This is a genomic window from Microbispora rosea (assembly GCF_900156315.1).
GTDB lineage: Bacteria > Actinomycetota > Actinomycetes > Streptosporangiales > Streptosporangiaceae > Microbispora > Microbispora rosea.
Map to the genome: position 1 here is coordinate 182,519 of NZ_FTNI01000001.1, position 24,600 is coordinate 207,118.

Below are 24,600 nucleotides of genomic sequence, written 5' to 3' on the forward strand. Positions count from 1 at the left end.
CGGTGACCTGATTGGACTTGCCGGTCCATTTTTCATCTCGCACAGTGGCAGTGCCGCACGGGTGACCGGACCAGGTTCCGGTGCGGGCACAGGCAGACGAGGATGACAGGAGCGCGTGATGGGTGGACGGCTACAGGGCAAGCGGGCGCTGGTGACCGGATCGACGAGCAACATCGGGCGGGCGATCGCGGAGGCGTTCTCGGCGGAGGGCGCGCACGTGATCGTATCCGGCCGCAGCGCCGAGCGGGGTGGCGTCGTCGTCGACGGCATCCGTGCGCGTAGTGGTCGGGCCGACTTCGTGAAGGCGGATCTGGACGGAAGCGCCGAGGCCTCGTACGCCCTGGCGAGGGAGGCGATGTCCGTTCTCGGCGGGGGCATCGACATCCTGGTCAACAACGCCGGGATCTATCCCGGTGACAGCACGGCGGACACCGACGAGAAGACCTTCGACCAGGTCTACGCCGTCAACGTGAAGGCGCCGTTCTTCCTGACCGCCGCGATCGCTCCGGCCATGGTCGAGGCCGGCGGCGGGGCGATCATCAACCTGGGGTCGTGGATCACGCGCCTGGGCGTTCCCGTGGGCGCGCTCTACAGCTCCACCAAGGGCGCGGTGGAGACCCTCACGCGCGCCTGGGCCGCCGAATTCGGTCCTCGCGGCGTGCGCGTGAACGCGATCTCCCCGGGCGTGATCCTGGAGCCCACTCCGGGGGTGGCGCACCCGGGCGAGGTCATGATGAACGGCACTCCGGCGGGGGGCATGGGCGAGCCGCAGGCCGTCGCGCATGCCGCGGTCTACCTCGCCAGTGAGGAGGCGGCGTTCGTCCACGGCATCGTGCTGGACGTGGACGGCGGCCGTACGACCACGGCCGTCATCGCCGCGTGACGCGGCGCATCGCCACGCCCGCCGTCACGGTGCGCGCCGTCACGGTGCGAGCCGTTACGGCGGCGAGTCCGGCCCGGTCAGGGCCGCCTCGGGCGGGCGATGCGGAAAGCCGGGGGCCGCCCGATGTCTGCCTTCGCGTACCCGCTCAGATCGGTCAACGGCGCACGCGATAGCGCAGGTGAAGCACCCGGTTGCCCTGAATCACCACGTCAGGATCCTCCAACAGGTGCTGCGCGCGGACCGACCCGAAGTAGCGCTTGCCGGACCCGAACACGACGGGTACGACGTCCATGCGCACCTCGTCGATCAGGCCCGCGGCAAGCACCTGGCCACCGACGTCCCCGGCGGCGACCTCGACCACGCGGTCGCCCGCAAGCTCCTGCGCCTTGGCCACGGCTGCCTCGACGCCGTCGACGAAGTGGAACGGCGCCTCGGGGTCCCAGCCCTCGGGCATCGGCCGGCGTGACACGACGACCACGTGGTCGATCCCGCTCGGCGGCGTGCCGCCCCAGCCGTCCGTCAGGTCGAAGACGTGGCGGCCGACGATCGTGACTGCGATCTGGTCCCAGTACGCCCGGGTGTAGTCGTAGGACGTCTGCGACACCTTCAGCTCGCCACTCTCGTCCAACGGGACGTCACCGCTGGACAGCCAGTCGAACAGCGGTCCGGGCTGGTCGTTCTCGTCCGCGACGAAGCCGTCCACCGACACCGAGCTGTACATGACCACCTTGCCCACGGGGCTCTCCTCTGCTCTGGGGTGCCCCCAAATTAGCGAGTCGTGGGCTGTCGCTCTTGTAAGAAATCAATCGGCCGGCAGCGGCCAGCCGTCCATCACGTGGCCGGGATGTTCGCGCAGGAACCGCCGCCGGACTTCGACGTACCGGGTCGGCGTGAGCCCGGTGAACGCCCGGAACTCGTGGCCGAAGTGGGCCTGGTCGAAGTAGCCCGCGCCACCGGCGAGGTCGCTCCAGTCGATCGGGCCGGCGGGGTCGATCGCGAACACGGTGGCGGCGAAGCGGCAGGTGCGGGCCAGCCGCTTCGGCGTGACGCCGATGAGCTCTTTGAACCGCTGTGCCAGATGAGTGCTGCTGACACCGGCTGCCACGCTCAGGTCGCCGATCGCCACCGCCCCGCTGGTCGCCGCGATGACGCTGCTCGTATGGCGGACCAGCCCCAGACCGGCGGTCTCGCACAGCCGTCGCATCAGCTCCTCCTCGAGCAGCGTCAGCATCTCGTGCGGTCCGTCCGCCGTGGCCATCCGGTCTCGCAGCTCAGCGACGGCGGGCCGGCCCCACACCTGCTCTATCGTCACCGGCCGGTCACACAGCTCGGCCGCGGGCATAGGCAGGAACGGCGCCAGCCCCCACGGCTTGACGTGCGCGCCGACGGATCGGCTCGGGAGCGGGTAGCCGAACTCGAACGCGCGGGTGGGCATGGTGACCACGCAGCCGTCGGCGTACTCCGCCGTCTCGATGTCGGTGCCGGATCGGATGCGGAACGGCGTCCCGAGGTTGACGATGAGCAACGCCGACGGCATCGGCGGCAGCGTCAGCCGGGCGTACGGCGGCGCACCGTCCAGGTAGTAAAGGTCGTCGATCAGCCCGTCCAGCGGCGGTCGCGGCACTCTGGACACGTACTCCACGCCCACAGCATCGCGGCGACCGTGTTCGCGATCAACCCCGTCGGCCGTCCGGCGTGCTTTCCGCCGATCGCCGGGAGCGCCTGCGGCGTCGCCGTGATGGCGGCGCGTGCGGCCCGGTCAGGGCTGCCGTGAGCGCGCGATGCGGAAAGCCCGCGGCAAGGTGCAGGACCTTCCCACGGGCTTTCGACGCGGTGTTCGTCGCTCGGACGGAATCGAGGCAGAACCGGCCGGACACCGCGCGATGGACGAGCACGTCACCGCGCGGTCACCGGTCACACGTCGTAGTAGAGCTCGAACTCGTGCGGGTGCGGGCGGAGGCGGATCGGGTCGACCTCGTTCTCGCGCTTGTAGGAGATCCAGGTCTCGATGAGGTCCGGCGTGAACACGCCGCCCTCCAGCAGGTAGTCGTGGTCGGCCTCGAGCGCGTCGAGCACCTTCTCCAGCGAGCCCGGCACCTGCGGAATGTTGCGGGCCTCCTCCGGCGGCAGCTCGTACAGGTCCTTGTCGACCGGCTCCGGCGGCTCGATCTTGTTGCGGATGCCGTCGATGCCGGCCATGAGCATGGCGGCGAAGGCGAAGTACGGGTTGCAGGACGGGTCCGGCACGCGGAACTCGATGCGCTTGGCCTTCGGGTTCGAGCCCGTGATCGGGATGCGGACGCAGGCCGAACGGTTGCGCTGCGAGTAGACCAGGTTGACCGGGGCCTCGTAGCCGGGCACCAGGCGGTGGTAGGAGTTCACCGTCGGGTTGGTGAAGGCCAGCAGCGACGGGGCGTGCTTGAGCAGGCCGCCGATGTAGTAGCGCGCGATGTCCGACAGACCGGCGTAGCCGACCTCGTCGTAGAACAGCGGCTCGCCGTCCTTCCAGAGGGACTGGTGGCAGTGCATGCCGGAGCCGTTGTCACCGAAGATCGGCTTGGGCATGAACGTGACCGTGCGGCCCGCCTGGATGGCCGTGCTCTTGATGATGTACTTGTACAGCATCAGCTTGTCGGCCGTCTGGAGCAGCGTGCCGAACCTGAAGTCGATCTCGGCCTGGCCCGCGGTGCCCACCTCGTGGTGCTGCATCTCGGTCTCGATGCCGGCCTCGATGAGGTTGCGCACCATCTCCGAACGCAGGTCGGTGAAGTGGTCCATCGGCGGGACCGGGAAGTAGCCGCCCTTGTAGCGGGGCTTGTACCCCAGGTTGCCGCCCTCGGAGGCCTTGCCGGTGTTCCAGGCGCCCTCGATGGAGTCGATGTAGTAGTAGCCGGCGTTCTGCTTCGTCTCGAAGCGGACGTCGTCGAAGATGTAGAACTCGGCTTCGGGGCCGAAGAACACGGTGTCCGCGATGCCGGTGCCCTTGAGGTACTCCTCGGCCTTGCGTGCGACGTTGCGCGGGTCGCGGCTGTAGGCCTCACCGGTCAGCGGGTCGTGCACGAAGAAGTTGATGTTCAGCGTCTTGTGCTGACGGAACGGGTCGAGCACGGCCGTCGTCGGGTCGGGCAGCAGGAGCATGTCCGACTCGTGGATGGCCTGGAACCCGCGGATCGACGAGCCGTCGAACATGAGGCCGTCGGTGAAGACGTTCGGCCCGAAGTTCTCGGACGGGAAGGTGAAGTGGTGCGTCGTCCCCGGCAGGTCCGTGAACCTGACGTCGACGAACTGCACACCCTCGTCCCGGATGAACTTGAGGACGTCATCGGCGGAGTTGAACACTCTCGAACCTCCCAGGGGCATGGGCTAGCAACCCGAAAATAGGCCGATGCCGTTTCCGCCCCATGTCTCGATTGTTTCGCGCGTGTTAAGGGAATGCGCTACCCGGGCGGTCGCGGCGATATCGTCGGCCCGCCGTTCCCCGGGCTCCATCGTACGACCTTTTCGCAGGTCAGGTGCCCAACGCGGCCGGGCAGCGCGGCCCGCCGGAAACGCCCGGGACACGGTCGTAGGGATCGACGGGCTCGCCGGAGGGCCGCGCTCCCTGCGGGTCGCCGGGGAATCGCGGACGTACGAATCCATCATCCGGTGTGCAATTCGCACCAAAGAGGGCCGATCTGTCGCTGTTCACCCAGACGACGAGCTTTCCGTCCTCGCGGTACGCGGAGAATTCGCTTCTGTGGTGCTCGACGACCCTCGTCACGATCGAGGGCGCGCCGGGGCGGCTGACCGGGTGGACGAACAGATAGTCCGTCTCGATCCTGACGCCTCCACCGGCCCTTTCGGAGATCGTCGTCTCGCCGGAGACCTTCACGACGTCCCCGACCGGCTCGGCCGTGTCCGGCGCGAGGCTGAACAGCCACGACCGGGTGCCGGCGGGGCCGCTGTCGCGCAGGTGACGGAGGAACGCCTCGCGCTGCCGGGGATGCAGCAGGCGGCTGAACTCCTCCGGGCGCCCGCCGCGCACGGTGGCCGGGTCGAGGTGCGCGGCCGACAGCAGTCGCCGTACGCGCCGCAGGGCGTCACCGACCTCCTGCTCGGTGAGCCCGCCGAGCGCGCGCGCCGCGGGCATGGCCAGCCCCTGCTCTCCGTCGGCGTAGTCGACGGCGGGAGTGCCGGCGAACGGGGCGTCGGAGGGCGCCGGGACGGGGCCGTGGTCGAACAGGCCCTCCTCGCCGTCGGGAATGGGCGTCAGCACGGGACCCGGCCGGGCGACCACGGGCCCGGAGATCATCAGCTTCTCGCCGCCTGCGGCCGGGCGGACAATACCGAGTCGCTCCAGGACGTCCGGCCGCAGGACGACGACGAGCCCCACGAGCACGACCAGGCCCGCGATCACCAGCAACGCGGCCGGGCGACGCCGCCGTCCCGGCGGATACACGTCCGTCTCGGCCGCCGTGGTCATCCGCCGGATCTCGTCCTCGTCGAACTGCGCGACCAGCGCCTCGAAGCGCGCGTCGATGTCATCGGGGTCCGCCGGTCGCACGGTGCCCTCCAAAGCGCTCAAGTCGGAAACGATTCACGATACCGGGATTCAATGCGAAAAGCCCGCCCAGGAGGTAGGGCTTCGCGGCCGGGCGCCGGACCGGCGACCCTCCCCGATACGCTGGGAAACCATGAACGACCGGCAGCCGCGTTGGACGCAGACCTGGATGGGGGGCCCGCGGGCCGCCGGGGTGGACCTGGGTTATCCGGGGCAGCGCCTCGGTCTGCCCGAGCAGGGGCCCGGGGCGGTCGCGGGGTGGGGACGCAGGATCGGCGCCGTCGTCGTCGACTGGCTGCTGTGCACCTGGGCCATCGCCGGCGGCCTGCTGCGCTTCCAGGGCAACGACGTCGGCGCGGTCGGACTCGGCGTCTTCGCGGCGGAGTACGTCCTGCTGGTCGGCACGATCGGCATGACGCTGGGCATGCGCCTGTTCGGCATCCGCGTGGCCCGGCTCGACGGCGGGCGGCCGCACTTCTCCGGCGTGCTGGTGCGCACGCTGCTGCTGTGCCTCGCCGTGCCCGCGCTCATCTGGGACCGCGACCGGCGCGGCCTGCACGACCGCGCGAGCGGCACTGTCGTGGTCAACCTCTGACATAGAGGGAGGCCGGGGTCAGGGTTCGACGAGGCCGGCGCGGATGGCGTAACGGGTCAGTTCGAGCCGGTCGCGCATGCCCAGCTTCTGCAGGATGTTCGCGCGGTGCCTGTCCACGGTCTTCACGCTGATGAAGAGCGTCTCCGCGATCTCCTTGGCCGAGTTGCCCTCGGCGATGAGCTTGACGATCTCCTCCTCCCGGGGCGTCAGGATGCTGTCCGGCACGCGCTCGCCCTGCCGGGCGCGCCGGAGGTAGTCGCGGATGAGGGCGGTGACCGCGCCCGGGTAGAGGAACGGCTCCCCGCGCATCGCCGCACGGCAGGCCTCCAGGAGGTCCTGGTCGGCGACCGACTTGAGCACGTAGCCCGAGGCGCCGGCCTTGAGCGCCTCGAAGAAGTACTGCTCGTTGTCGTACATCGACAGGATCAGTATCCGGATGTGGGGGGCGTGCCGTGAGATCTCGCGCGCCGCCTGGATCCCCGTCATGCGGGGCATCGCGATGTCGAGGATGGCGAGGTCGATCTCCTCGGACCGGGCGGCCTCGACCGCCTCGGCGCCGTCGGCGGCCTCGGCGACCACGACGAGATCGGGCTCCGCGTCGAGGATCAGCCGCAGTCCGCGCCGGACCAGCGCGTGATCGTCGGCCAGCAGGATGCGGGTCTTGGGGCTCTCCATCGATCAGCTCTCCTTCACCGCGTGCGGGGGTACGACCAGACGCACGTCCGTGCCGCCGCCGGGCGGGGAGTCGACGGTCAGCCGGGCGCCGATGAGAAGGGCGCGTTCGCGCATGCCGCGGATCCCGGCGCCTTCCCTGCGGACGCCCCCGCGCCCGTCGTCGGCGATGCGCAGTGTGAGCCGTCCCTCCTCCTGCCGGAGCGACAGCTCCACGTGGCGGGCGTGGGAGTGCCTGGCGACGTTCGTCAGCCCCTCCTGCGCGATCCGATAGAGGACGAGTTCGACCTCGCCGCTGAGGGCGGGCAGGCCGGGGTCGACCTCACGCGTGATCGCGATTCCGCTCGCCTCCGCGAAATCGCTGCTCAGCGCGCTCAGCGCACTGTGCAGGCCGAGGTCCTCCAAGACCCCGGGCCGCAGCCGCCTGGCGACCTGCCGCACCTCGTCCAGGCTGGCGCGCACCGTCTCCTGAGCCGAGCGCAGCTCCTCCCGGAGCTCCTCGGGCGCCCGGTCGACGACGCGCTTGAGCGACAGCAGTGCCACCGTGAGGCTCTGGCCGATCTCGTCGTGCAGCTCGCGCGCGATCCGCTGCCGTTCCCCCTCCTGCGCGGCCAGCGCGTACGCGCTGCTGGCGCTGCGCTCGGCTTCGAGACGTTCGAGCATCTCGTTGAACGTGCCGATCAGCTGGGCGAGATCGCCGTTGCCGCTGTCGGTGAGCCGGTCGCCCGCCCTCAGCAGGTCGACCCGCCGCATGAGCGTGGTGAGCGCGTCCAGCGGGGCGAGGCTTTTGCGGATCAGCAGCGCGTTGGCCGTGATGATCACGGCCAGCCCCACGATCAGGACCGGGATCTCGGTGAGCAGGACCGGTGAGGACACCGTGGCAGGGGAGAGCGCGAGCACGAACGTCCCGGCGGTGAAGACCAGCCCGTTGATCGCGAACAGCCGCCAGAACAGCGCGCGGGCCGGATGCCGCGACCGCGTCGCCGCCGCTCGGCCGGCCCCCGCGTCGATACGCGGGCCGGCGCGCGGGTCGGTACGCGAATCGGTGCGCTCGTTCACGGCTCACAGCCTGCTCGTCCGCGTGCGCCGGTGTCCATGCGGGCTGCCCCCCATCGTGCGGCCGTCCTACATGTCATACCTCTCCCGATATGGGGGCCGCACCCGATGGTGGTGGCCCGCGCCGTCTCGAAGACTGGTGACGACGGGCGGAGAGGGGACGCGATGACGCCGGCAGGCCTCACTTCCCCGGCGCCGCTCGCCGCGATGGGAGGGAGCTGAGATGGACGTGACCCGCGCCACCCTGCCCGGCGTCGCGACCGTGGTGCACCAGTGCGTCACCCGCGACGGACAGCGCTTCGGCGTGCTGGTGGAGAAGTCCGGCGGCCGGAGGCTTCTCCTCTATGGCTCCGCGGAGCCCGACACGCCGTTGCAGGTGATCACACTGGACCGGCGCGAGGCCGATCAGCTCGCCGACATCCTGCACAGCAGGCCCGTCCTCGATCGGCTCGCCCATCTGGAACGCCGCTTCGCCGAGTTCGTGGAGGCGGCCCGATGACCACGCCAGGAACCGTCCGCCTCTCCGATCGATGTGATGATCTGATGCAAGCACGCGATGTCGTTGTGAACCTGCCGACGGTGACCGTCCACGACTCCGTCGCCCGGGCCGTACGGATCATGGTGCTGAACCGGATGCCCGGGCTGATCGTGGTGGACGACAGGGGACGGCCGGGATGGGTGCTGCCCGGCACGCAGGTCCTGCGTCTCACGGTGCCCGGGGCCTATCAGGAGGACCCGGCGCTCGCCCGGGCGATCGACGAATCCCACGCCGACCGCTTCTGGCAGGAGCTGGCCGGCATAACGGTGGGCGAGTGCCTGCCGTCCCGGCCGCCCAGGCCGGTCACGGTGCCCCTCGACGCGACCCTGCTCGAAGTGGCCGCCCTCATGACGCGGCTGCGCAGCCCCATCGCCGCCGTCGTCGGGCCGGACGGCACCCTGGCCGGCGCGATCACCCTGGAGCGGCTGCTCACCAGCCTGGCGCTCGTGCCACCGGGTGAGTGATCTCCCCATCTCGGCGGCGGGCCGTCCCGCACCCTTTCCGGTCGCAGACCCATCTCGCGTCCGTCCGGGTCGCGCCGTGCGGCGTCCCCACGATCCGGAGGTTCCGATCATTCACCGCTTCGCCATGCCGTCGTCGTCGCGGCGCCCGCCCACCGGGACGCCGTTCCGCAACCCCGCCTGCCGTGCGCGCACCGCCGGACCACCGGGGCGCCGCACGTGAGCGCGGCCGTCTCCTTCGCGATCTTCCTGGTGGCCTTCGTCTTCATCGCGTCGGAGAAGGTGCACAAGGTCAAGGTGGTCCTCGTCGCCGCCGGGGCGATGGCGGTCCTGGGGCTGATCCCCGGCGACGAGGTGTTCTTCTCCGAGGCCGCCGGAATCGACTGGAACGTCATCTTCCTGCTGCTCGGCATGATGATCATCGTCGGCGTCGTCAAGCACACGGGAGTCTTCGACTACCTCGCCATCTGGGCGGCCAAGAAGTCCAAGGGCCGGCCGTACCGGCTGATGATCATCACTGCGATCGCCTCGCCGTTCCTGGACAACGTCACTACGATCATGCTCGTCGCGCCGGTCACCGTGGTCGTCTGCAACCGGCTCGGCATCCCGGCTCAGCCGTACCTCATCGCCGAGGTCCTCGCGTCCAACATCGGCGGCGCGGCCACGCTCATCGGCGACCCGCCCAACATCATCATCGGTAGCCGCGCCGGCCTGACGTTCAACGACTTCCTGGTCCACATGGCGCCGATCGTGGTCGTCGTCTTCGTGGTGTTCGTGCTGCTCACCCGGGTGCTGTTCCGCACGTCGTTCCACTACGCACCGGAACGGGTGGCCGCGGTGATGGCGCTGCAGGAACGGCGGGCGATCACCGACCCGCGCCTGCTCGTGCGATGCATGATCGTGCTCGGCGGGGTCGTCGCCGCGTTCTGCCTGCACCCCGTCGTGCACGTGGAGCCGTCGATCGTCGCCCTGGTGGGCGCCGGGGTGATGCTGCTGGTGTCCCGCGCCGACGTGTCCGACGTCCTGCGCGAGGTCGAGTGGAGCACCCTGGTCTTCTTCATGGGCCTGTTCGTCCTGGTCGCCGGCCTGGCGAACACGGGTGTCATCGCGGCCATGGGCGGCTGGGCCGTCGGCGCGCTCGGCGGCGACCACTTCCTGTCGGCCACGGCGCTGCTGTTCGGCTCCGGCGTGCTCGGCGCGTTCTTCGACAACATCCCCTACGTCGCGACGATGGTGCCCGTCGTGGAGGAGATGGTCGCCCAGGCGCCGGACGCGAGGACCGGGCAGGCCCTGTGGTGGTCCTTCGCCCTGGGGGCCGACTTCAGCGGCAACGGCACCGCGGTGGCGGCGAGCGCCAACGTCGTGGCCGTGGGCATCGCCGCCCGGACCGGCCACCGCATCGGCTTCTGGCAGTTCACCCGCTATGGCGTCCTCGTCACCGCACTGAGCATCACGATGGCCTGGGTGTACGTTTGGCTGCGTTACTTCGCCTGAGATGAGCGAGCGGGAACGCGGGCCGCCCGCCGCCGGGTCCTACGACGCGGCCCTGACGCACCGGAAGATCGCCGTGCCGGGGAGCAGGCGGCCGCGCAGCGGACTCCAGCCGCCCCACGCGCGGTCGTGACCCGGCGGCCACTCCGGCTCCGTCAGGCCGGTCAGGACGAGGCCGGAGGCGGCGATCAGGCCCACCCAGTCGCCCATCGTCCGGTGGTGCTCCACGTACGACGCCTCACCGTCCTCGCCGAACTCGACGTACGGCGAGCGGTCGAAGTAGGGGCGGTCGGCGGTCAGGCCGCGCGGGCCCGGATCGTCGGGGAAGGCCCACCGCACGGGGTGGCTGACGGAGAACACGAACCGGCCGCCCGGCCGCAGCACCCGGCGCACCTCGGCGAGCACCGCCCCGGCGTCCGCGACGAACGGCAGCGCCCCATAGGCCGAGCACGCGAGGTCGAACGACTCGTCCCCGAACGGCAGCGTCTCGGCGTCGGCCTGGACGACGGGCAGCCACACCCCGGCGGCCATGTCGATCCGCCGGGAGTGCTGCAACTGCCGGTAGGACAGGTCGACCGCGGCGACCGTCGCGCCCTGTCCCAGCAGCCACCGGCCGCACTGGCCGGCGCCGCACCCGATCTCCAGCACGCGGCGCCCCGCCACGTCGCCGAGCAGCCGGGCCTCGGCCTCGTCCAGGCCCTCGGGGCACCACACGAAGCCGTCGTCGCGCAGGAACTCGCCGTGCTCGGCCTGGTAGTCGTCGGCCGCGCCGTCCCACCAGCCGCGGTTGGCCCGGGAGGTCTGCGACCGGGAGACCGGCCGCCTTCCCACGAAGTCCAACGTCGTCAGCGCATCTTGGGGCCGCGCGGCATCCGGGCGCCCTTGGGGATGGGGCCCTTCGGCATCGGGATGGCCGGGGTGAGGGCGCGCATCCGGTTGTTGATCTCGGACACCGCCCCCTTCTTCAGGTTGCGGGGCAGCTTCATCATGTGCCGCTGGAGCTTGGCCAGGGGGATCTGACCCTCCGCGTCACCGCACTGGACGTCGTACACGGGCACGTCGACCGCGACGCGCTGCACGCGCTTCTTCTCCGCGACGAGCATGCGCTGCACCCGGTTCGACGGGCCCTCGGAGACCAGGATGACCCCCGGGAACCCGACGACCCGGAAGACGAGGTCCTGGTCGCGGTTGACCGCGACCGGCTTCTCCTCGACATACCAGGTGCCGCGCAGGCTCTGCAGGATCGCGTACGTCGCCCCCGGCTGGCCGTGCAGCATCGAGTACTGCGCCTTCTGCGCCAGACGGCTGAAGACGATCATCCCCACCAGCACGGCGGCGAAGACGCCGAACACGATCCACGTCCAGCCGAAGATCACGCCGATGACGACGAACAGGACGAGCGTGCCCAGAGCCGACGCGTAAACGATCGGCATGCCCTTGGGGTTCGCCTGCTGAATGATCTGTGCGACCATCCGGAGCTGCTTGAGGCGCCCCGGAGACGCTGCGTCTTTCGCCATGCTCTGAAGGATACAAACGTCGAGCTGACTTAATGAAAACGAGACTCGCCCACGCGGGCGGCGATCGCCTGCTGGTACAGGCGGCCGGCCCGGTAGGACGAGCGCACCAGCGGCCCGGACATGACGCCGGCGAAACCGATCTCCTCGGCCTCACGCTGGAGCTCCACGAACTCCTCGGGCTTGACCCAGCGGTCCACGGGGTGGTGGCGGGGGGTGGGGCGCAGATACTGCGTGATGGTCACCAAATCGCAACCGGCCTCGTGCAGGTCGCGCAGCGCCTGGATGATCTCCTCGCGCTCCTCGCCCATGCCGAGGATGAGGTTCGACTTGGTGACCAGCCCCGCCTCGCGGGCCAGGGTGATGACCTGCAGCGAGCGCTCGTAGCGGAACGCGGGCCGGATCCGCTTGAAGATCCGGGGCACGGTCTCGATGTTGTGCGCGAAGACCTCGGGCCTGCTGGAGAAGACCTCCTCCAGCTGGCCGCGGTCGCCGTTGAAGTCCGGCACCAGCAGCTCGACGCCGCAGCCGGGCACCGCCTCGTGGATCTGCCGGGCGGTCTCCGCGTACAGCCAGGAGCCGCCGTCGGGCAGGTCGTCACGGGCGACACCGGTCACCGTGGCGTAGCGCAGGCCCATCTGGCGCACCGACTCGGCGACGCGGCGCGGCTCGTCCCTGTCGTACTCGGCCGGCTTGCCGGTGTCGATCTGGCAGAAGTCGCAGCGCCGGGTGCACTGGTCGCCGCCGATGAGGAAGGTGGCCTCGCGGTCCTCCCAGCATTCGGAGATGTTGGGACAGCCCGCCTCCTGGCACACGGTGTGCAGCCCCGCGCCCTTCACCAACGACTTGATCTCGTTGAAGTTGGGGCCGTTGTGCAGCCGGGTCTTGATCCACGGCGGCTTCTTCTCGATGGGGGTCTGGCTGTTGCGCACCTCCAGGCGGAGGAGCTTTCGGCCTTCAGGAGCGACGGTCATGCGACATCCTTCGCAGCACTCCGCGGTAGCGGTCCGCGGGCCCGGGGTCCGAGCGGGAGCACGCGGCCCTGCGCCGTACGCGGGCCTGCATGCATGTCGGAACGCTCGTTCACAAGTCCAGCTTATTACCTGCTCTCAGGTGATCCGGGACAGCTCCCGGACGGCGCGGGCGAGCCGGCGGGACAGCTCGGCGTCGATCCGGTCGGACTCGCCGGAGCCGAGGCCCGCCGAGCCCTCCTCGACGCCGGCGGATTCGAGGAGTGAGGCCCGCAGCGCCATCGGCGGCTCCGCCTGCCAGGCGGCCTGCCCGGCGAGGGACTTCTCCCGGCGCGCGGCCACCAGGCCGGGGCCGGCGTCCCTGGAGAGCACGGCACGGCGGATCTCGTCGGCCGTCTCCCCGCGCCTGGCCGCGGCCATCACGGGAGTGAGGCGGCTTTCCGCCATGACGAGCGCGTCGACATACTCGACGACGGCCCGCGACGAGACGGCGCGGGCCGCGACCTGGTCGGCGTAGTAGACGGCGTGCTGCGACTGGGCGGAGACGAGCCGGCGCAGCGCGAACTCGGCGAGGAACAGCGGCCACACCAGAATCCAGCCGGTGACCTTGCCGATCGCCTGCGACGCCATCCTGCCCCCCTTGACGGCGCTGTTCGCCTCCACCAGGGGATCGCCGAAATCGCGGTAGCCGTCCACCCGCATGCCCGTGAGGGCGTGCCGCCACTCTCCCACGGTGGCCAGCGCCGACGGGACGAGCAGGCCGCGGCCGGGGTCGCCGCTGACGTCGCGCGCGAGCTCCGCGCCGAGCATGCCCGCCCGCTCGCGCGGCGTCAGCGTGAGCAGCAGCGGGAGGCCGACGAGCAGCACGGGCCGCCGTCGCAGCCCGGGGCGCAGATGGGCGCACCGGTAGAGACGGTCGTGCAGGTGGATCGCGGCGGGTGGCGCCGCCCCCACCGCGCCGGCGATCCGGTCGGCCGCCTCGAACAGAGCCGGCGCCTCGGCTCTGGTGACCTCTTCGGCGCCGTCCGGGAGCCGGACCGTACGGGGCCTGGTCCAGATCGCGATGGCGATGGGCACGCTGCCGCACAGCCAGCCGATCACGTTCCCGCCCCAGCCGACGACGATGAGGACGCCGGCGGCCAGGACGGCGGCGGTCACCGCGTGGACGACGGCCGACAGGGCGAGGGAGACCAGCGTGGCGGCCGTGCGGGGCCGGTCGAGTCGCCGGCCCCGGAGCCGGTGGAACCGCCTCATGGCGTCACGGGGCAGCAGATCGGCACGGACCTCGCCGGGGGGTGAGGAGAGGTTCATGCCGCGAGTATCACCGAGGCGGTCCCGCTCGGCGAGAGGCCGAAAACCGTAATGCATTGCAATTTTGGAGTAGAGTGCAGAAATGGCCGAGGGACTGCGGGAGCGCAAGAAGCGGCGGACCCGGCAGCACATCGCCGACGTGGCGATCGGGCTGTTCGTGGAGCACGGCTTCGACCACGTCACGATGGCCGAGGTCGCGCGGGCCGCCGAGGTGTCGGTGAACACCGTCTACAACTACTTCCAGGCGAAGGAGGACCTCGTGCTCCCGCCCGAGGAGGCGTCGCCGCGGCGGCTGGCCGACATCGTGCGGGAGCGGCCGCCGGGGCAGTCGGCGGCCGGCGCGGTGCTGGAGCGCCTGCGCCGGGAGATCCGCGGACGCGAACGCGCGGTCGGGCTGAGCGCGGGATTCGGGCGGGTGCTGGAGATGATGCGCGCGGCCCCCACGCTGACCGCCCGGCTGGAGGACCTCGGCCGCCGGATGACCGACGCGCTGGCGGCCGAGCTGGCCGAGGAGACCGGCGCGGACGCCGCCGATCCGCTGCCGCGCCTGGTCGCCTGGCACATCGGCTGCCTCCACTCGCTGGTCTACGCCGAGATCGGGCGGCGTACGACGGCGGGGGAGAGCCCGGACGCCATCGCGGCCGCCGTGCTGGAGCTGCTCGACGTCGCCGAGAGCCTCCTGGGCGAGCGCGTCCGCGCCTATGCCGTACGAGAGGGACGACCGTGTTCAGAGTGACGATCAGGGGCAAGTTCAAGGGGCTCGACGACGCCGGCCGGGCCGCGGTGACGGCGGCGGGCGGCGCGGCCTACACCGAGGGCGGCACGTTCACCCACGACGCGAGCGTGTCCGCCTTCACCTTCCGCTGCCAGGTGCCCGCCGGGCCGGACGACGGCGAGGACGAGGCAACCCTGGGGGCGATGGCCGCGCTCGACGCGCACGGACACCCGTACGAGATCCTGCGGGTCGCGGTGACCGACATGCGCCAGATCAAGATCCGCCGGAAGGGCCGGGGCGCGTAGGCGTCAGGCGAGATCCTCCTCGTACAGGTCGTACGGCTCCTCGCCCAGGGCCTCGGCGAGACGCTTGCCGGCGAACGGGATGACCTCGTCGACCGTAATCCGCCGGCCGGTCTCGGCCGCCAGCGACGTGACCCCGGCGTCGTCTCCGGCGATGCGGGTGTACCAGCTCAGGTCGTTGACGCAGTTGAGCGCGAAGCCGTGCATGGTGACCCCGCCGGAGACCCGGATGCCGATCGTGCCGAGCCTGCGGTCGGGCACCCCGTGCGCGGGGTCGCCGGGCACCCATATCCCGCCGGCGCCCTCGACCCGCCGGGCCGTCACCCCGAAGTCGGCGCAGACCTGGATCAGGACCTCCTCCAGCGACCGGATGTAGGAGACCACGTCGCCGATGCGGATGATGGGGTAGCAGACGAGCTGCCCCGGGCCGTGCCAGGTGATCTTCCCGCCCCGGTCGACGTCGATGACCGGGGTGCCGTCGACCGGCCGCTCGTGCGGCAGCGTCCGCTTGCCCGCCGTGTAGACGGGGGCGTGCTCCAGCACGAGGCACACGTCGGAGATCTCGCCGGCCGCCCGCCGCGCGTGCAGCCGCCGCTGCAGGGTCCACGCCTGCTCGTACGGAACGTCGACGCCCAGGCGGACGATGGCCACGCCCTTCACGTTCCCATCGCCCATCACGTTCACAGCGTAGAGGTGAGCAGCCGGGGCTCGATACGCAGCTCCTTGACGGCGGGCCCGTCCCGCTCGATCCGGTAGGCGTACCCCTGGGGGTCGGTGGTCACGGCCTGGATGAACTCGGTGCCCACGTAGTGCAGCGCCACGCCCTCGTCGGCGGCGTACCCCTCGGGCAGCTCGCCCGACGCGACCGACTCGTGCAGCAGCGCCCGCCGCTGCGGGTCGGAGTTGTAGTGGACGCCGCACGAGTAGGGCAGCAGGCCCAGGCCCTCGGCCCAGGGACGCAGCGTCGGGCCGAACGAGTCGGTGTTGCCGCCGACGTGCCAGCACAGCGCGCCGGCGCTCTGCCCGGACAGCACGATCCCCGCCCGCCACGCCTCGGCGAACGCCTCGTCCAGGCCGTGCAGCCGCCACAGCGCGGCGAGGTTGGCGACGCTGCCGCCGCTCACGTAGATCGCGTCCTGCTCCAGGATCCACTCGCGGGGGTCCTCGACGTTCGGCATCGGGAAGGCGGTCAGGTGGCTCACCTCGACGTCCCAGCGGGCGAACGCGCCGTACATCTTGAGCAGCCAGTCGGCGTCGTCGCCGGTGGCCGTGGCGAGCAGGCCGAGCTTGGGGCGGTCCTGACCGGTCAGGTCGAGGACGTAGCGCAGCAGGGCGGTCGGCTCGATGAACCCGTATCGCTCCGTCTGCCGGAACGAGCCGCCTCCGATGGCGACGATGTGCGACTGCCCGATGCGGCTCATGCCCATCACTCCTGTTCCCGGATCGAATGACTCTTTAGAGTACGGCGGCCAGCGCCTCGCCGATGGTGGGATGGGCGAACCGATGACCCGCGTCGAGCAGCCGCCGGGGGAGCACCCGCTGACCGGCGAGCAGGGCCTCCTCCGCGAACTCCCCGAGCGCCAGGCGCAGCGCGAGGCGCGGGGCCGGCAGCGGCATCGTCGGGCGCCGCAGCGCCTTCGCGAGCGCGGCCGTGTACTCGGCGTTGGTCACCGGCTCGGGAGCCGTGAGGTTCACCGGCCCCGCGAGCCCGTGCGCGAGCAGGAAGCGCACCGCGTCCACCCAGTCGGGCAGCGATATCCACGAGACGTACTGCCTGCCGCTGCCGAGCACGGCGCCCGCGCCCATCTTGAAGATCGGCAGCATCCGGGCGAGCGCGCCGCCCCGGCCGCTGAGCACCATCCCGGTGCGCAGCAGCGTCACCCGCACGCCCGCCTCTCCGGCGGGCTCGGTGGCGTCCTCCCAGCCGCGCACCAGATCGGCCAGGAAGCCCGTGCCCGCCGGCGCGGACTCGTCCACGGCGCGATCCCCGGTGTCGCCGTAGAAGCCGATCGCGGAGGAGGACAGCAGCACCCGCGGTCCGCCTTCGGCGCGGGCCAGCGCCGTGGCGAGGGTGCGCGTGCCGCTGAGACGGCTGTTCACCAGCTTCCGCTTGTACGCCTCGGACCACCGGCGCTCGCCGATCCCGGCGCCGGCCAGGTGGACGACCGCGTCCGCGCCCTCCAGCGCGCCGGGGTCGAGCACGTCGCCCTCCGGGTCCCAGAAGGACTCGTCGGGCCCGGCGGGCGCCCGCCGTACGAGACGGCGCACCTCGTGCCCGTCGGCGCGCAGCGCGCTCACCAGAGCCGTCCCGAGCAGCCCCGACGAGCCTGTCACCACTGTCGTCATCGTCTCCACGCACGCATCACTACCCGGAAACGGACGGGGCCGCCCCGCGAAGCGCGGGACGGCCCCTGTGGCGGTGCGGCCGGCGCCGCCCCGGCGTACGGCTACGCCAGGCCGAGCTGGGCCTCGAAGCGGCCCTCCTCGAGACGGTGCTTGATCGTCGTGAGGAAGCGGGCCGCGTCGGCGCCGTCGACCAGGCGGTGGTCGTAGCTGAGCGCGAGGTACACCATCGAGCGGACCGCGATGACCTCGCCCTCCGGGGTGTCCACGACGACCGGGCGCTTGACGACCGCGCCGGTGCCCAGCATGCCGACCTGCGGCTGGTTGAGGATCGGCGTGTCGAACAGCGCGCCCCGGCTGCCGGTGTTGGTCAGCGTGAACGTGCCGCCGGTGATCTCGTCGGGGCTCACCTTGTTGGTGCGGGTGCGCTCGGCCAGGTCGGCGATCTTACGGGCGAGCCCGGCGATGTTGAGGTCGCCCGCGTTCTTGATCACCGGGACGAGCAGGCCCCGCTCGGTGTCGGTCGCGAAGCCGAGGTGCTCGACGTCGAAGTAGGTGACCTCGTTGGTCTCGCTGTTGATCGTGGCGTTCAGCTTCGGGTGCTGCTTGAGCGCCTCGATCGCGGCGATCGCGAAGAACGGCATGAACGACAGCTTCACGCCCTCGCGCTGCAGGAACTCCGCCTTGGCCCGGTCGCGCAGGCGGGCGATGCGGGTGACGTCGACCTCGACCACGGTGGTGAGCTGGGCCGAGACCTGCAGCGACTCCACCATGCGCTTGGCGATGGTCTGCCGCAGGCGCGACATCTTCTCCGTACGGCCGCGCAGCGTGGTGTCCACCCGCACCTCCGACGCGGCGGGCGCGGCGGCGGCTGCCGGGGCGGCGGGCGCCTGGGCCGGGGCGGGCGCCGCCTGCGGAGCCGGAGCGGCGGCAGCGGCGGCGGCCTGCTCGCGCTGGACGCGGGCGGCCTCGATCACGTCCTGCTTGCGGATTCGGCCGCCGACGCCGGTGCCGGTCAGCGCCTCAAGGTCGACGCCGTGCTCGGCGGCGAGCTTGCGGACCAGCGGCGTGACGTACGGGCCCTCGCCGGACGAGGGCAGCGGGGTCGGCTCGCTCGGCTGCGCGGCCGGGGCGGAGGCCTGCGGCTGCGGGGCCGGGGCCTGCGGGGCCGGGGCGGGCGCCGGGGGCGCCGGCTGCGGCGTCACGACGGCGGGCGCGGGCTGCGGGATCGACGAGATCGGCGCGGCGGGAGCGGGCTCGGGCGCCGCCGCCGGCGCAGGGGCCGGAGCGGGCTCGGGCTCGGGCTGCGGAGCGGGGGCCGGAGCCGCCGGCTCGGCGGCGGCCGGAGCGGCGCCCGCCTCGGAGTCGATCAGGGCGAGCTCGGCGCCGACCTCGACCGTCTCGTCCTCAGCGACGACGATCTTGGTCAGGTAGCCGGCGGACGGCGACGGGATCTCGGTGTCGACCTTGTCGGTCGACACCTCGAGGAGCGGCTCGTCGGCCTCGACGCGGTCGCCTTCCTTCTTCAGCCAACGGGTGACGGTGCCCTCGGTAACGCTCTCGCCGAGCTGGGGCATGGTTACAGAGACCGGCATGGTGTGTCTTCTCTCGCGTTCGCTAGGAGGGCTTCAGTTGTGGACGTGCAGCGGCTTGCCGGCCAGGGCCAGCATGGCCTCGCCGAGAGCCTCGGACTGGGTCGGGTGCGGGTGGATGAGCTGGGCGACGTCGGTGGCCGTGGCCTCCCAGTTGAAGATCAGCTGAGCCTCCGCGATCAGCTCGCCCACCCGGCTGCCGACCATGTGGACGCCGAGCACCCGGCCGTCGCGCTCGGCGACGACCTTGACCTCGCCCTGAGTCTGCAGGATCTTGCTCCTGCCGTTGCCGGCGAGGTTGTAGTTCTGCTCGACGACGTCGTGACCGCGCTCGCGGGCGACCGACGTGGCGATGCCCACCGACGCGACCTCGGGCTCGGAGTAGGTGATGCGCGGCACGCCGTCGTAGTCGATCGGCACCGGGTTCAGCCCGGCGATGTGCTCGGCGACCAGGATGCCCTCGGCGAAGCCGACGTGGGCGAGCTGCAGCGTGGGGATCAGGTCGCCCACGGCGTACACGCCCGGCACGCTGGTCTGGCAGAACTCGTTGACCAGCACGTAGCCGCGCTCCATCGCGACGCCGTTCTCCTCGTAGCCGAGGCCGGCCGAGACCGGGCCGCGGCCGACGGCGACGAGCATGATCTCGGCGTCGAGGGTCTTGCCGTTCTCCAGGGAGACGACGACCCCGGTGTCGGTGGTCTTGACGCTCTCGAACCGGGTGCCCAGCTCGTACTTGATGCCACGACGGCGGAAGGCGCGCTCCAGCAGCTTGGAGCTGGACTCGTCCTCCAGCGGCAGCAGGTGCGGCAGCGCCTCGACGATCGTGACCTCGGCGCCGAACGAGCGCCACACGCTGGCGAACTCGACGCCGATGACGCCGCCGCCCAGGATGACGACCGAGGACGGGATCCGGTCGAGGACCAGCGCGTGGTCGCTGCTGATCACCTTCTCGCCGTCGATGTCGAGGCCGGGCAGCGACTTCGGCACGGAGCCGGTCGCCAGCACGACGTTGCGGCCCTCGTAGACCTGGTCGCCGACTACGACGCGGCCGGGGCCGGCCAGGCGGCCCTCGCCCTCGACCACGGTGATCTTCTTGCTCTTGACGAGCCCGGCGAGGCCCTTGTAGAGGCCCGCGATCACCTTGTCCTTGTACGCGTGGACGCCGGGGACGTCGATGCCCTCCAGCCGGGTGCGGACGCCGAACGACTCGCCCTCGCGAGCCTGGTCGGCGAGCTCGGCCGCGTGCAGCAGCGCCTTGGTGGGGATGCAGCCGCGGTGCAGGCAGGTGCCCCCGACCTTGTCCTTCTCGATGAGGACGACGCTCATGCCGAACTCGGCCGCCCGCAGGGCACAGGCGTAACCACCGCTACCGCCACCTAGGACGACGATGTCGTAGGGGCCGCTGCCATCAGCCACTGGAATGCTCCTTGGTCGTATTCGCACCGCCGGGTGGACCCGGCAGCATCTTTTCACTTGTCCCGGAAGATCGTGGCCCCGGCCCGGGGCCCGTGCGGGCACGCCGCGACGGGGCCGTCTTCCGTTCTCGAACAGCCCGCGAAGGCTCCTTCTCTTAAACAGCCTGCGCGGACGTGCCGTTCCCCGCGTAACGCTCGGCGACGGCGACGAGCGTGCGGGTCAGTGCGCCGGTGCCGCCCTTGGGCGTGTAGCCGTGCGGCTCGCCCTTGTTGAACGCGGGCCCGGCCATGTCCACGTGCGCCCAGCGGACGCCCGTGGGGACGAACTCCCGCAGGAAGATGCCCGCGGCGAGCATGCTGCCCCACCGCTCGGGCTGGAGGTTGGCGATGTCGGCGACCGCGGAGTCGAGCCCCTTGCGCAGCTCGGCGGGCAGCGGCATGCCCCAGGCGCCCTCGCCCTGCTCGCCGGCGATGCGGACGATCTCCTCGCGCAGGTCGTCGTCGTTGGCCATCACGCCGGCCGTGCGCCACCCGAGCGCCACGATCTGGGCGCCGGTCAGGGTGGCGACGTCGATGATCACGTCGGGCTCGTCCTCGGAGGCGCGGGCGATGCCGTCGATCAGGACCAGGCGGCCCTCGGCGTCGGTGTCGAGCACCTCGACGGTCTTGCCGCTGTAGGTGTGCAGGACGTCGGAGGGGCGCTGGGCGCTGCCCGAGGGCATGTTCTCCGCGAGGCAGAGGTAGCCGACGGCGTTGACGCGCAGGCCCAGCCGGGCGATCGCGAGGAGCGCGCCGAACACCGCTCCCGCTCCGCCCATGTCCGACTTCATCCAGTCCATGGAGGCGGAGGGCTTGAGCGACAGGCCGCCGGAGTCGAAGGTGATGCCCTTGCCGACGAACGCGACCTTCCGGGTGGCCTCGGGGTGGCTGTAGGCGACGCGTACCAGGCGGGGCGGGTTGATCGAGCCCTGCCCGACGCCGATGATGCCGCCGTAGCCGTCCTCCTTGAGCCTGACCTCGTCCAGCACCTCGACCGACAGGCCGGCCTCGCCGCCGGTCTCCTGGGCGATCTCGGCGAAGCGCGCGGGCCACAGGTCGGACGGCGGCGTGTTCACCAGGTCGCGGACGAGGGTGACGGAGTCGGCGAGCGTCGCCGCGTGCGCGACGGCCTCCTCGGCCCCGGCCGCGCCGGACAGGACGGTGAGCTCGCCGACGGGCGGCTTGCGGTCACCGACCGTGCGGTAGCGCGTGAAGTCGTAGGCGCCCAGCAGGCCGCCCAGCGCCACGGCCTCCGCCTCGGCGGCCGTACGGGCCGGCAGGGCGAGCGTGGCGGACGCCGTGCCGGCGAGTGAGCGGACCGCCGCTCCGGCCGCGCGGCGCAGGGTTTCCAGGTCGTAGCCGTCCCCGGCGCCGTCCTGCGGCGCGTCGCCGAGGCCCACGGCTACGGCGACGGGCGCGGGCAGCGCCCCGAGGGTGGGGATCTTGACGACCTCTTCGGCCTTGCCGGTGAACCCTACGGTGGTGAGGATCCCGGCGAGTCGTCCGTCCAGGGCCTGGTCGAGGCCTTCGCCTCCGGGAGCCGGGCGTGGACCCTCCGGGGTCGTGTGGACGCCGATTATGAGAGCACTGGTCTCGATGGAGACCGCGTCAGATGCGTTTATGCGCACTGTGGTCACGTGAGCCGATGCTAGCTGGGCTGACTCGGCTACGCATAAACGAGGGTTCATCCTACCTATCGGTAATCCCGATGGTGCCAATGAAGGTAGCACCATATAGACCTTTCCGACCTATGGTGCTAATGTCACTAGCACTATGTTGCTCACGCTGGATCTCAACGATCCGCGGCCCCTGCACGAACAGGTGGCCGCCGCCATCAGGCGCGCGATCGGAGCCGGAGACATCGCCCCCGGCGATCGGCTGCCGCCGGCCCGCGACCTCGCCCACGCGCTGGGCGTCAACGCGAACACGGTGCTGCGCTCGCTGCGCGACCTGCGCGACGAGGGACTGCTGGAGTTCCGCCGCGGGCGCGGCGTGTCCGTGCTGCGGCGGCCGGACGGCCGCGCGGCGCTGCGGACCCGTGCGCGCGACCTGCTCGACGAGGCCGTCAAGTACGGCCTCACCCCGGACGACGTCGTGGCCCTGGTCAGGGACGTCGGGAAGGAAATGGCATGACCGACACGCGGGACACCTCCGCGACCGGCTTCCGCACCCGATTCCTGCTGGCCGCCGCGGCCTGGGCCGTCCTGGTCGCCGCCGTGCTCGTGGCGGTGCCGAAGGCGTTCTCCGATCGCCTGCCGGACCCGGTGGCCACCCACTGGGGTCCGTCCGGCGCGCCCGACGGCTCCGCCCCGGCCGTCTTCCTCGCGGTCGTCCCCCTGGCGCTCTGGGCGGTGCTCGCGGTGTCCTGTCTCGCTTTCGGGCGGCGGCGCCTCGTCGTCCGGCGGGCGGGCCGGTACGGGATCGTCGCCGGTCTCGCCTGGGGCGGGATCTTCGTGGTCGGGGCGCAGGCCGTGTCGATCGCCGCCAACCTCGACAGGTCCCGCTGGCAGGACGCGGCTCCGGTCACCTGGCAGGCGATTCTCGTCGTCGTCGCGGCCTCCGCGTGCGCCCTGCTCGCGGCGTGGGCGGGACGTCGTGGGCCGGACGAGCCGCCGCAGGCGCCCGAGCCGGGCGCGGCCGTCCCCGACCTCGCCCCGGGACGGCGGGTGGTGTGGGTGTCGTCGGCGTCGGCCCCGCTGCTGCTCGTCCTCTCCGGCGCCGTGCTGGCCGCGTCCGTCGCGTTCGCCGTGCTCAGGCTCATGGGCCTGTCCGGCCGCGACTGGCACACGGCCGCCGTGCTCGCCGTCGTCGCCCTCGCCGGGTTCGCGCTCTCGACCGTCTCGGTCAGGGTGAGCTCCGAGGGCATGCGGGTGGCGTACGGCCCGCTCAGGTGGCCCGCGCGGCGGGTGCCGCTCGGCCGGATCGAACGCGCCTGGGTGGAGGAGCGGTATCCGTCCCAGGTGGGCGGCTGGGGCTACCGCGGCCTCCCGGGACGGGCCACGATCATGATCCGCGGCGGCGCGTGCCTGGTCGTGCGCTACACCTCCGGCGGGCAGCTCGCCATCAGCGTGGACGACGCCGACAGCGGCGCCGCCCTGCTCAACGCCCTCCTCGCCCGCCATCCGGCCGCCCCCGGCCCGACCTCAGGTGAAAGGCGATGACCGTGATCCGGCGCCACACCGATGTCTGGCTCTTCCTCCTCGTCGCGTTCGGCGCCTCGTGGCTGATCGCGCTGCCCCTGTGGACCGGGCCCGTCAGCCCGGCCGCCTTCCAGCTCCTCGGCATCCCGATCATGTTCACGCCGTCCCTGGGCGTGCTGGCCGTGTGGCTCACCCGGCGGCGCGGCACGCCGCTGAAGGAATGGGCGCGGGCGACCGGGCTCACGCTCGGACCGGACCGGGGCACCACGGCCCCGCTCCTGGTGACGGCGCTGCTCGGCGTGCCGCTTCTCGTGGCCGTCGCCCTCCTGGTCAGCGCCGCCGTCGGCGTGGTGAGCCTCGACTTCGCCGGGCTGAGCCTCTACCGCGCGCAGCTGGGCGCGGCCCTCGACAAGGTGCCGCTGGACCCGGGGGTCCTGTACGTCGTGCAGGTCGCGCAGGCCGTGCTGATCGCCCCGTTCATCAACGCGATCCCCGCGTTCGGGGAGGAGTGGGGCTGGCGGGGCTGGCTGCTGCCGCGTCTGCTCGGCGACCCGGCGGTCGCACCCGTGCCCACGGCCTCGCAGGTGCCGGGCGGCTCGCCCGTGCCGGCGGGAGCGCCCGGCACGGGGGAGCGGCGGCCCGCCCGGGTGTGGCCGGCGATGGTGCTGTCCGGCGTGATCTGGGGTCTCTGGCACGCCCCCCTCACGCTGAAGGGCTACAACTACCCTGCGCTCGGTGCCTGGGCGGCGGTGCTGTTCATCGGCTTCTGCGTCATCTTCGGCGCGCTGCTCGGCTGGATGCGGCTGCGCTCGCGCAGCGTGTGGCCCGCGGTCATCGCACACGGCTCGCTCAACGCCCTGGCGGGCCAGGCGCTGCTTCTCGGCGACGCGGACGCCCCGCCGAACCCGGCGCTCGCCGGGATCACCGGGATCGTCGGCTGGGTGCTGCTCGCGGTCGTCGTCGTCATCGCCTACCGGCTGCGCCCCGTCGCCGTGCCGCGCTGACCGGCGCGTCCACGCCCC

The 24,600-nt window shown here is 71.7% G+C and carries 26 protein-coding genes; 10 read left to right on the top strand and 16 right to left on the bottom strand.

Annotated elements, in window-relative coordinates:
- Positions 1–118: 118 nt before the first annotated feature.
- Positions 119–883, top strand: a complete 765-nt coding sequence (locus tag BXA11_RS00830; RefSeq protein WP_076431932.1) for an SDR family NAD(P)-dependent oxidoreductase — start codon at positions 119–121, stop codon at positions 881–883.
- Between the two features lie 154 nt (positions 884–1,037).
- Here the strand turns inward: BXA11_RS00830 and BXA11_RS00835 are convergent, their stop codons facing one another.
- From BXA11_RS00835 to BXA11_RS00850, 4 genes are all read right to left on the bottom strand, one after another.
- Entirely contained in the window at positions 1,038–1,619 is a 582-nt protein-coding gene (locus BXA11_RS00835) for a dihydrofolate reductase family protein (RefSeq protein WP_076431934.1), read from the bottom strand.
- A gap of 66 nt (positions 1,620–1,685) precedes the next feature.
- A complete protein-coding gene (locus BXA11_RS00840) occupies positions 1,686–2,525 on the bottom strand; it encodes a helix-turn-helix domain-containing protein (protein WP_204053474.1) in 840 nt (279 codons plus the stop codon).
- Between the two features lie 272 nt (positions 2,526–2,797).
- Positions 2,798–4,222, bottom strand: a complete 1,425-nt coding sequence (gene glnA, locus BXA11_RS00845) for a type I glutamate--ammonia ligase (RefSeq protein ID WP_030508854.1) — start codon at positions 4,220–4,222, stop codon at positions 2,798–2,800.
- A 169-nt stretch (positions 4,223–4,391) separates the two neighbouring features.
- The gene (locus BXA11_RS00850) at positions 4,392–5,447 is read right to left on the bottom strand and encodes a hypothetical protein (RefSeq protein WP_143734035.1); all 1,056 of its coding nucleotides are present in this window, start codon (positions 5,445–5,447) and stop codon (positions 4,392–4,394) included.
- A gap of 109 nt (positions 5,448–5,556) precedes the next feature.
- Here BXA11_RS00850 and BXA11_RS00855 point away from each other — a divergent pair, with 109 nt between their 5' ends.
- Positions 5,557–6,018 (top strand): RDD family protein, encoded by a 462-nt coding sequence (locus BXA11_RS00855; protein ID WP_030508856.1) that lies wholly within the window; start codon positions 5,557–5,559, stop codon positions 6,016–6,018.
- Between the two features lie 18 nt (positions 6,019–6,036).
- Here the strand turns inward: BXA11_RS00855 and BXA11_RS00860 are convergent, their stop codons facing one another.
- Positions 6,037–6,693: a response regulator gene (locus tag BXA11_RS00860; protein ID WP_030508857.1), complete on the bottom strand. Its 657-nt coding sequence runs from the start codon at positions 6,691–6,693 to the stop codon at positions 6,037–6,039.
- Positions 6,694–6,696: 3 nt separating this feature from the next.
- The gene (locus BXA11_RS00865; RefSeq protein ID WP_083743861.1) at positions 6,697–7,749 is read right to left on the bottom strand and encodes a HAMP domain-containing sensor histidine kinase; all 1,053 of its coding nucleotides are present in this window, start codon (positions 7,747–7,749) and stop codon (positions 6,697–6,699) included.
- A gap of 220 nt (positions 7,750–7,969) precedes the next feature.
- Here BXA11_RS00865 and BXA11_RS00870 point away from each other — a divergent pair, with 220 nt between their 5' ends.
- The 3 genes from BXA11_RS00870 to BXA11_RS00880 all read left to right on the top strand — a co-directional run bounded on the left by BXA11_RS00870 (position 7,970) and on the right by BXA11_RS00880 (position 10,239).
- The gene (locus BXA11_RS00870; protein ID WP_030508859.1) at positions 7,970–8,245 is read left to right on the top strand and encodes a cation:proton antiporter regulatory subunit; all 276 of its coding nucleotides are present in this window, start codon (positions 7,970–7,972) and stop codon (positions 8,243–8,245) included.
- 44 nt (positions 8,246–8,289) lie between these two features.
- The gene (locus BXA11_RS00875) at positions 8,290–8,748 is read left to right on the top strand and encodes a CBS domain-containing protein (protein ID WP_030508860.1); all 459 of its coding nucleotides are present in this window, start codon (positions 8,290–8,292) and stop codon (positions 8,746–8,748) included.
- 216 nt (positions 8,749–8,964) lie between these two features.
- On the top strand, positions 8,965–10,239 hold the full coding sequence (locus tag BXA11_RS00880; RefSeq protein WP_076431940.1) for an ArsB/NhaD family transporter: 1,275 nt from the start codon (positions 8,965–8,967) through the stop codon (positions 10,237–10,239).
- A gap of 39 nt (positions 10,240–10,278) precedes the next feature.
- Here BXA11_RS00880 and BXA11_RS00885 read toward each other — a convergent pair whose 3' ends face one another.
- The 4 genes from BXA11_RS00885 to BXA11_RS00900 form a co-directional block, all read right to left on the bottom strand.
- Complete coding sequence (locus BXA11_RS00885) at positions 10,279–11,067, bottom strand: class I SAM-dependent methyltransferase (RefSeq protein ID WP_239104788.1); 789 nt, start codon at positions 11,065–11,067, stop codon at positions 10,279–10,281.
- Between the two features lie 14 nt (positions 11,068–11,081).
- Entirely contained in the window at positions 11,082–11,753 is a 672-nt protein-coding gene (locus BXA11_RS00890) for a DUF4191 domain-containing protein (protein WP_076431943.1), read from the bottom strand.
- 29 nt (positions 11,754–11,782) lie between these two features.
- Positions 11,783–12,724 carry a lipoyl synthase gene (gene lipA / locus BXA11_RS00895; protein ID WP_030508864.1) on the bottom strand — a complete coding sequence of 314 codons (942 nt, stop codon included), beginning with the start codon at positions 12,722–12,724 and terminating at the stop codon, positions 11,783–11,785.
- A 135-nt stretch (positions 12,725–12,859) separates the two neighbouring features.
- Positions 12,860–14,032, bottom strand: coding sequence for a hypothetical protein (locus BXA11_RS00900; RefSeq protein ID WP_076431945.1), 1,173 nt, complete (start codon positions 14,030–14,032; stop codon positions 12,860–12,862).
- Between the two features lie 82 nt (positions 14,033–14,114).
- Here BXA11_RS00900 and BXA11_RS00905 point away from each other — a divergent pair, with 82 nt between their 5' ends.
- Both BXA11_RS00905 and BXA11_RS00910 read left to right on the top strand, forming a co-directional pair.
- On the top strand, positions 14,115–14,768 hold the full coding sequence (locus BXA11_RS00905) for a TetR/AcrR family transcriptional regulator (RefSeq protein WP_076431946.1): 654 nt from the start codon (positions 14,115–14,117) through the stop codon (positions 14,766–14,768).
- Positions 14,756–15,052: a DUF6204 family protein gene (locus BXA11_RS00910; protein ID WP_076431948.1), complete on the top strand. Its 297-nt coding sequence runs from the start codon at positions 14,756–14,758 to the stop codon at positions 15,050–15,052. The genes BXA11_RS00905 and BXA11_RS00910 overlap by 13 nt, the downstream gene beginning before the upstream one ends.
- Positions 15,053–15,055: 3 nt before the next feature.
- Here the strand turns inward: BXA11_RS00910 and lipB are convergent, their stop codons facing one another.
- From lipB to BXA11_RS00940, 6 genes are all read right to left on the bottom strand, one after another.
- On the bottom strand, positions 15,056–15,724 hold the full coding sequence (gene lipB / locus BXA11_RS00915) for a lipoyl(octanoyl) transferase LipB (protein WP_051761889.1): 669 nt from the start codon (positions 15,722–15,724) through the stop codon (positions 15,056–15,058).
- Positions 15,725–15,729: 5 nt separating this feature from the next.
- Entirely contained in the window at positions 15,730–16,470 is a 741-nt protein-coding gene (locus BXA11_RS00920) for a Type 1 glutamine amidotransferase-like domain-containing protein (RefSeq protein WP_076432425.1), read from the bottom strand.
- Positions 16,471–16,504: 34 nt separating this feature from the next.
- Positions 16,505–17,395 (bottom strand): TIGR01777 family oxidoreductase, encoded by an 891-nt coding sequence (locus BXA11_RS00925; protein ID WP_076432427.1) that lies wholly within the window; start codon positions 17,393–17,395, stop codon positions 16,505–16,507.
- 101 nt (positions 17,396–17,496) lie between these two features.
- Complete coding sequence (gene sucB, locus BXA11_RS00930; protein ID WP_076431950.1) at positions 17,497–18,987, bottom strand: 2-oxoglutarate dehydrogenase, E2 component, dihydrolipoamide succinyltransferase; 1,491 nt, start codon at positions 18,985–18,987, stop codon at positions 17,497–17,499.
- A 33-nt stretch (positions 18,988–19,020) separates the two neighbouring features.
- Positions 19,021–20,400: a dihydrolipoyl dehydrogenase gene (lpdA, locus tag BXA11_RS00935; protein WP_076431952.1), complete on the bottom strand. Its 1,380-nt coding sequence runs from the start codon at positions 20,398–20,400 to the stop codon at positions 19,021–19,023.
- A gap of 154 nt (positions 20,401–20,554) precedes the next feature.
- Positions 20,555–22,126 (bottom strand): leucyl aminopeptidase, encoded by a 1,572-nt coding sequence (locus tag BXA11_RS00940; protein WP_076431954.1) that lies wholly within the window; start codon positions 22,124–22,126, stop codon positions 20,555–20,557.
- An 85-nt stretch (positions 22,127–22,211) separates the two neighbouring features.
- Here BXA11_RS00940 and BXA11_RS00945 point away from each other — a divergent pair, with 85 nt between their 5' ends.
- From BXA11_RS00945 to BXA11_RS00955, 3 genes are read left to right on the top strand one after another with little or no spacing between them, the layout of a single operon-like run.
- Entirely contained in the window at positions 22,212–22,571 is a 360-nt protein-coding gene (locus tag BXA11_RS00945) for a GntR family transcriptional regulator (RefSeq protein WP_030508874.1), read from the top strand.
- A complete protein-coding gene (locus BXA11_RS00950; RefSeq protein WP_076431956.1) occupies positions 22,568–23,599 on the top strand; it encodes a DUF1648 domain-containing protein in 1,032 nt (343 codons plus the stop codon). The genes BXA11_RS00945 and BXA11_RS00950 overlap by 4 nt, the downstream gene beginning before the upstream one ends.
- On the top strand, positions 23,596–24,582 hold the full coding sequence (locus BXA11_RS00955; protein ID WP_076431958.1) for a CPBP family intramembrane glutamic endopeptidase: 987 nt from the start codon (positions 23,596–23,598) through the stop codon (positions 24,580–24,582). The genes BXA11_RS00950 and BXA11_RS00955 overlap by 4 nt, the downstream gene beginning before the upstream one ends.
- Positions 24,583–24,600 lie beyond the last annotated feature (18 nt).

Bases quoted from the DNA above. Each gene is read 5' to 3' on its own strand.
- BXA11_RS00830 (WP_076431932.1), top strand. From the start codon at position 119: ATGGGTGGACGGCTACAGGGCAAGCGGGCGCTGGTGACCGGATCGACG.
- BXA11_RS00855 (WP_030508856.1), top strand. From the start codon at position 5,557: ATGAACGACCGGCAGCCGCGTTGGACGCAGACCTGGATGGGGGGCCCG.
- BXA11_RS00860 (WP_030508857.1), bottom strand. From the start codon at position 6,693: ATGGAGAGCCCCAAGACCCGCATCCTGCTGGCCGACGATCACGCGCTG.
- BXA11_RS00870 (WP_030508859.1), top strand. From the start codon at position 7,970: ATGGACGTGACCCGCGCCACCCTGCCCGGCGTCGCGACCGTGGTGCAC.
- BXA11_RS00875 (WP_030508860.1), top strand. From the start codon at position 8,290: ATGCAAGCACGCGATGTCGTTGTGAACCTGCCGACGGTGACCGTCCAC.
- BXA11_RS00890 (WP_076431943.1), bottom strand. From the start codon at position 11,753: ATGGCGAAAGACGCAGCGTCTCCGGGGCGCCTCAAGCAGCTCCGGATG.
- lipA (WP_030508864.1), bottom strand. From the start codon at position 12,724: ATGACCGTCGCTCCTGAAGGCCGAAAGCTCCTCCGCCTGGAGGTGCGC.
- BXA11_RS00900 (WP_076431945.1), bottom strand. From the start codon at position 14,032: ATGAACCTCTCCTCACCCCCCGGCGAGGTCCGTGCCGATCTGCTGCCC.
- BXA11_RS00905 (WP_076431946.1), top strand. From the start codon at position 14,115: ATGGCCGAGGGACTGCGGGAGCGCAAGAAGCGGCGGACCCGGCAGCAC.
- lipB (WP_051761889.1), bottom strand. From the start codon at position 15,724: ATGGGCGATGGGAACGTGAAGGGCGTGGCCATCGTCCGCCTGGGCGTC.
- BXA11_RS00920 (WP_076432425.1), bottom strand. From the start codon at position 16,470: ATGAGCCGCATCGGGCAGTCGCACATCGTCGCCATCGGAGGCGGCTCG.
- BXA11_RS00925 (WP_076432427.1), bottom strand. From the start codon at position 17,395: ATGACGACAGTGGTGACAGGCTCGTCGGGGCTGCTCGGGACGGCTCTG.
- sucB (WP_076431950.1), bottom strand. From the start codon at position 18,987: ATGCCGGTCTCTGTAACCATGCCCCAGCTCGGCGAGAGCGTTACCGAG.
- BXA11_RS00940 (WP_076431954.1), bottom strand. From the start codon at position 22,126: ATGAACCCTCGTTTATGCGTAGCCGAGTCAGCCCAGCTAGCATCGGCT.
- BXA11_RS00945 (WP_030508874.1), top strand. From the start codon at position 22,212: ATGTTGCTCACGCTGGATCTCAACGATCCGCGGCCCCTGCACGAACAG.
- BXA11_RS00950 (WP_076431956.1), top strand. From the start codon at position 22,568: ATGACCGACACGCGGGACACCTCCGCGACCGGCTTCCGCACCCGATTC.
- BXA11_RS00955 (WP_076431958.1), top strand. From the start codon at position 23,596: ATGACCGTGATCCGGCGCCACACCGATGTCTGGCTCTTCCTCCTCGTC.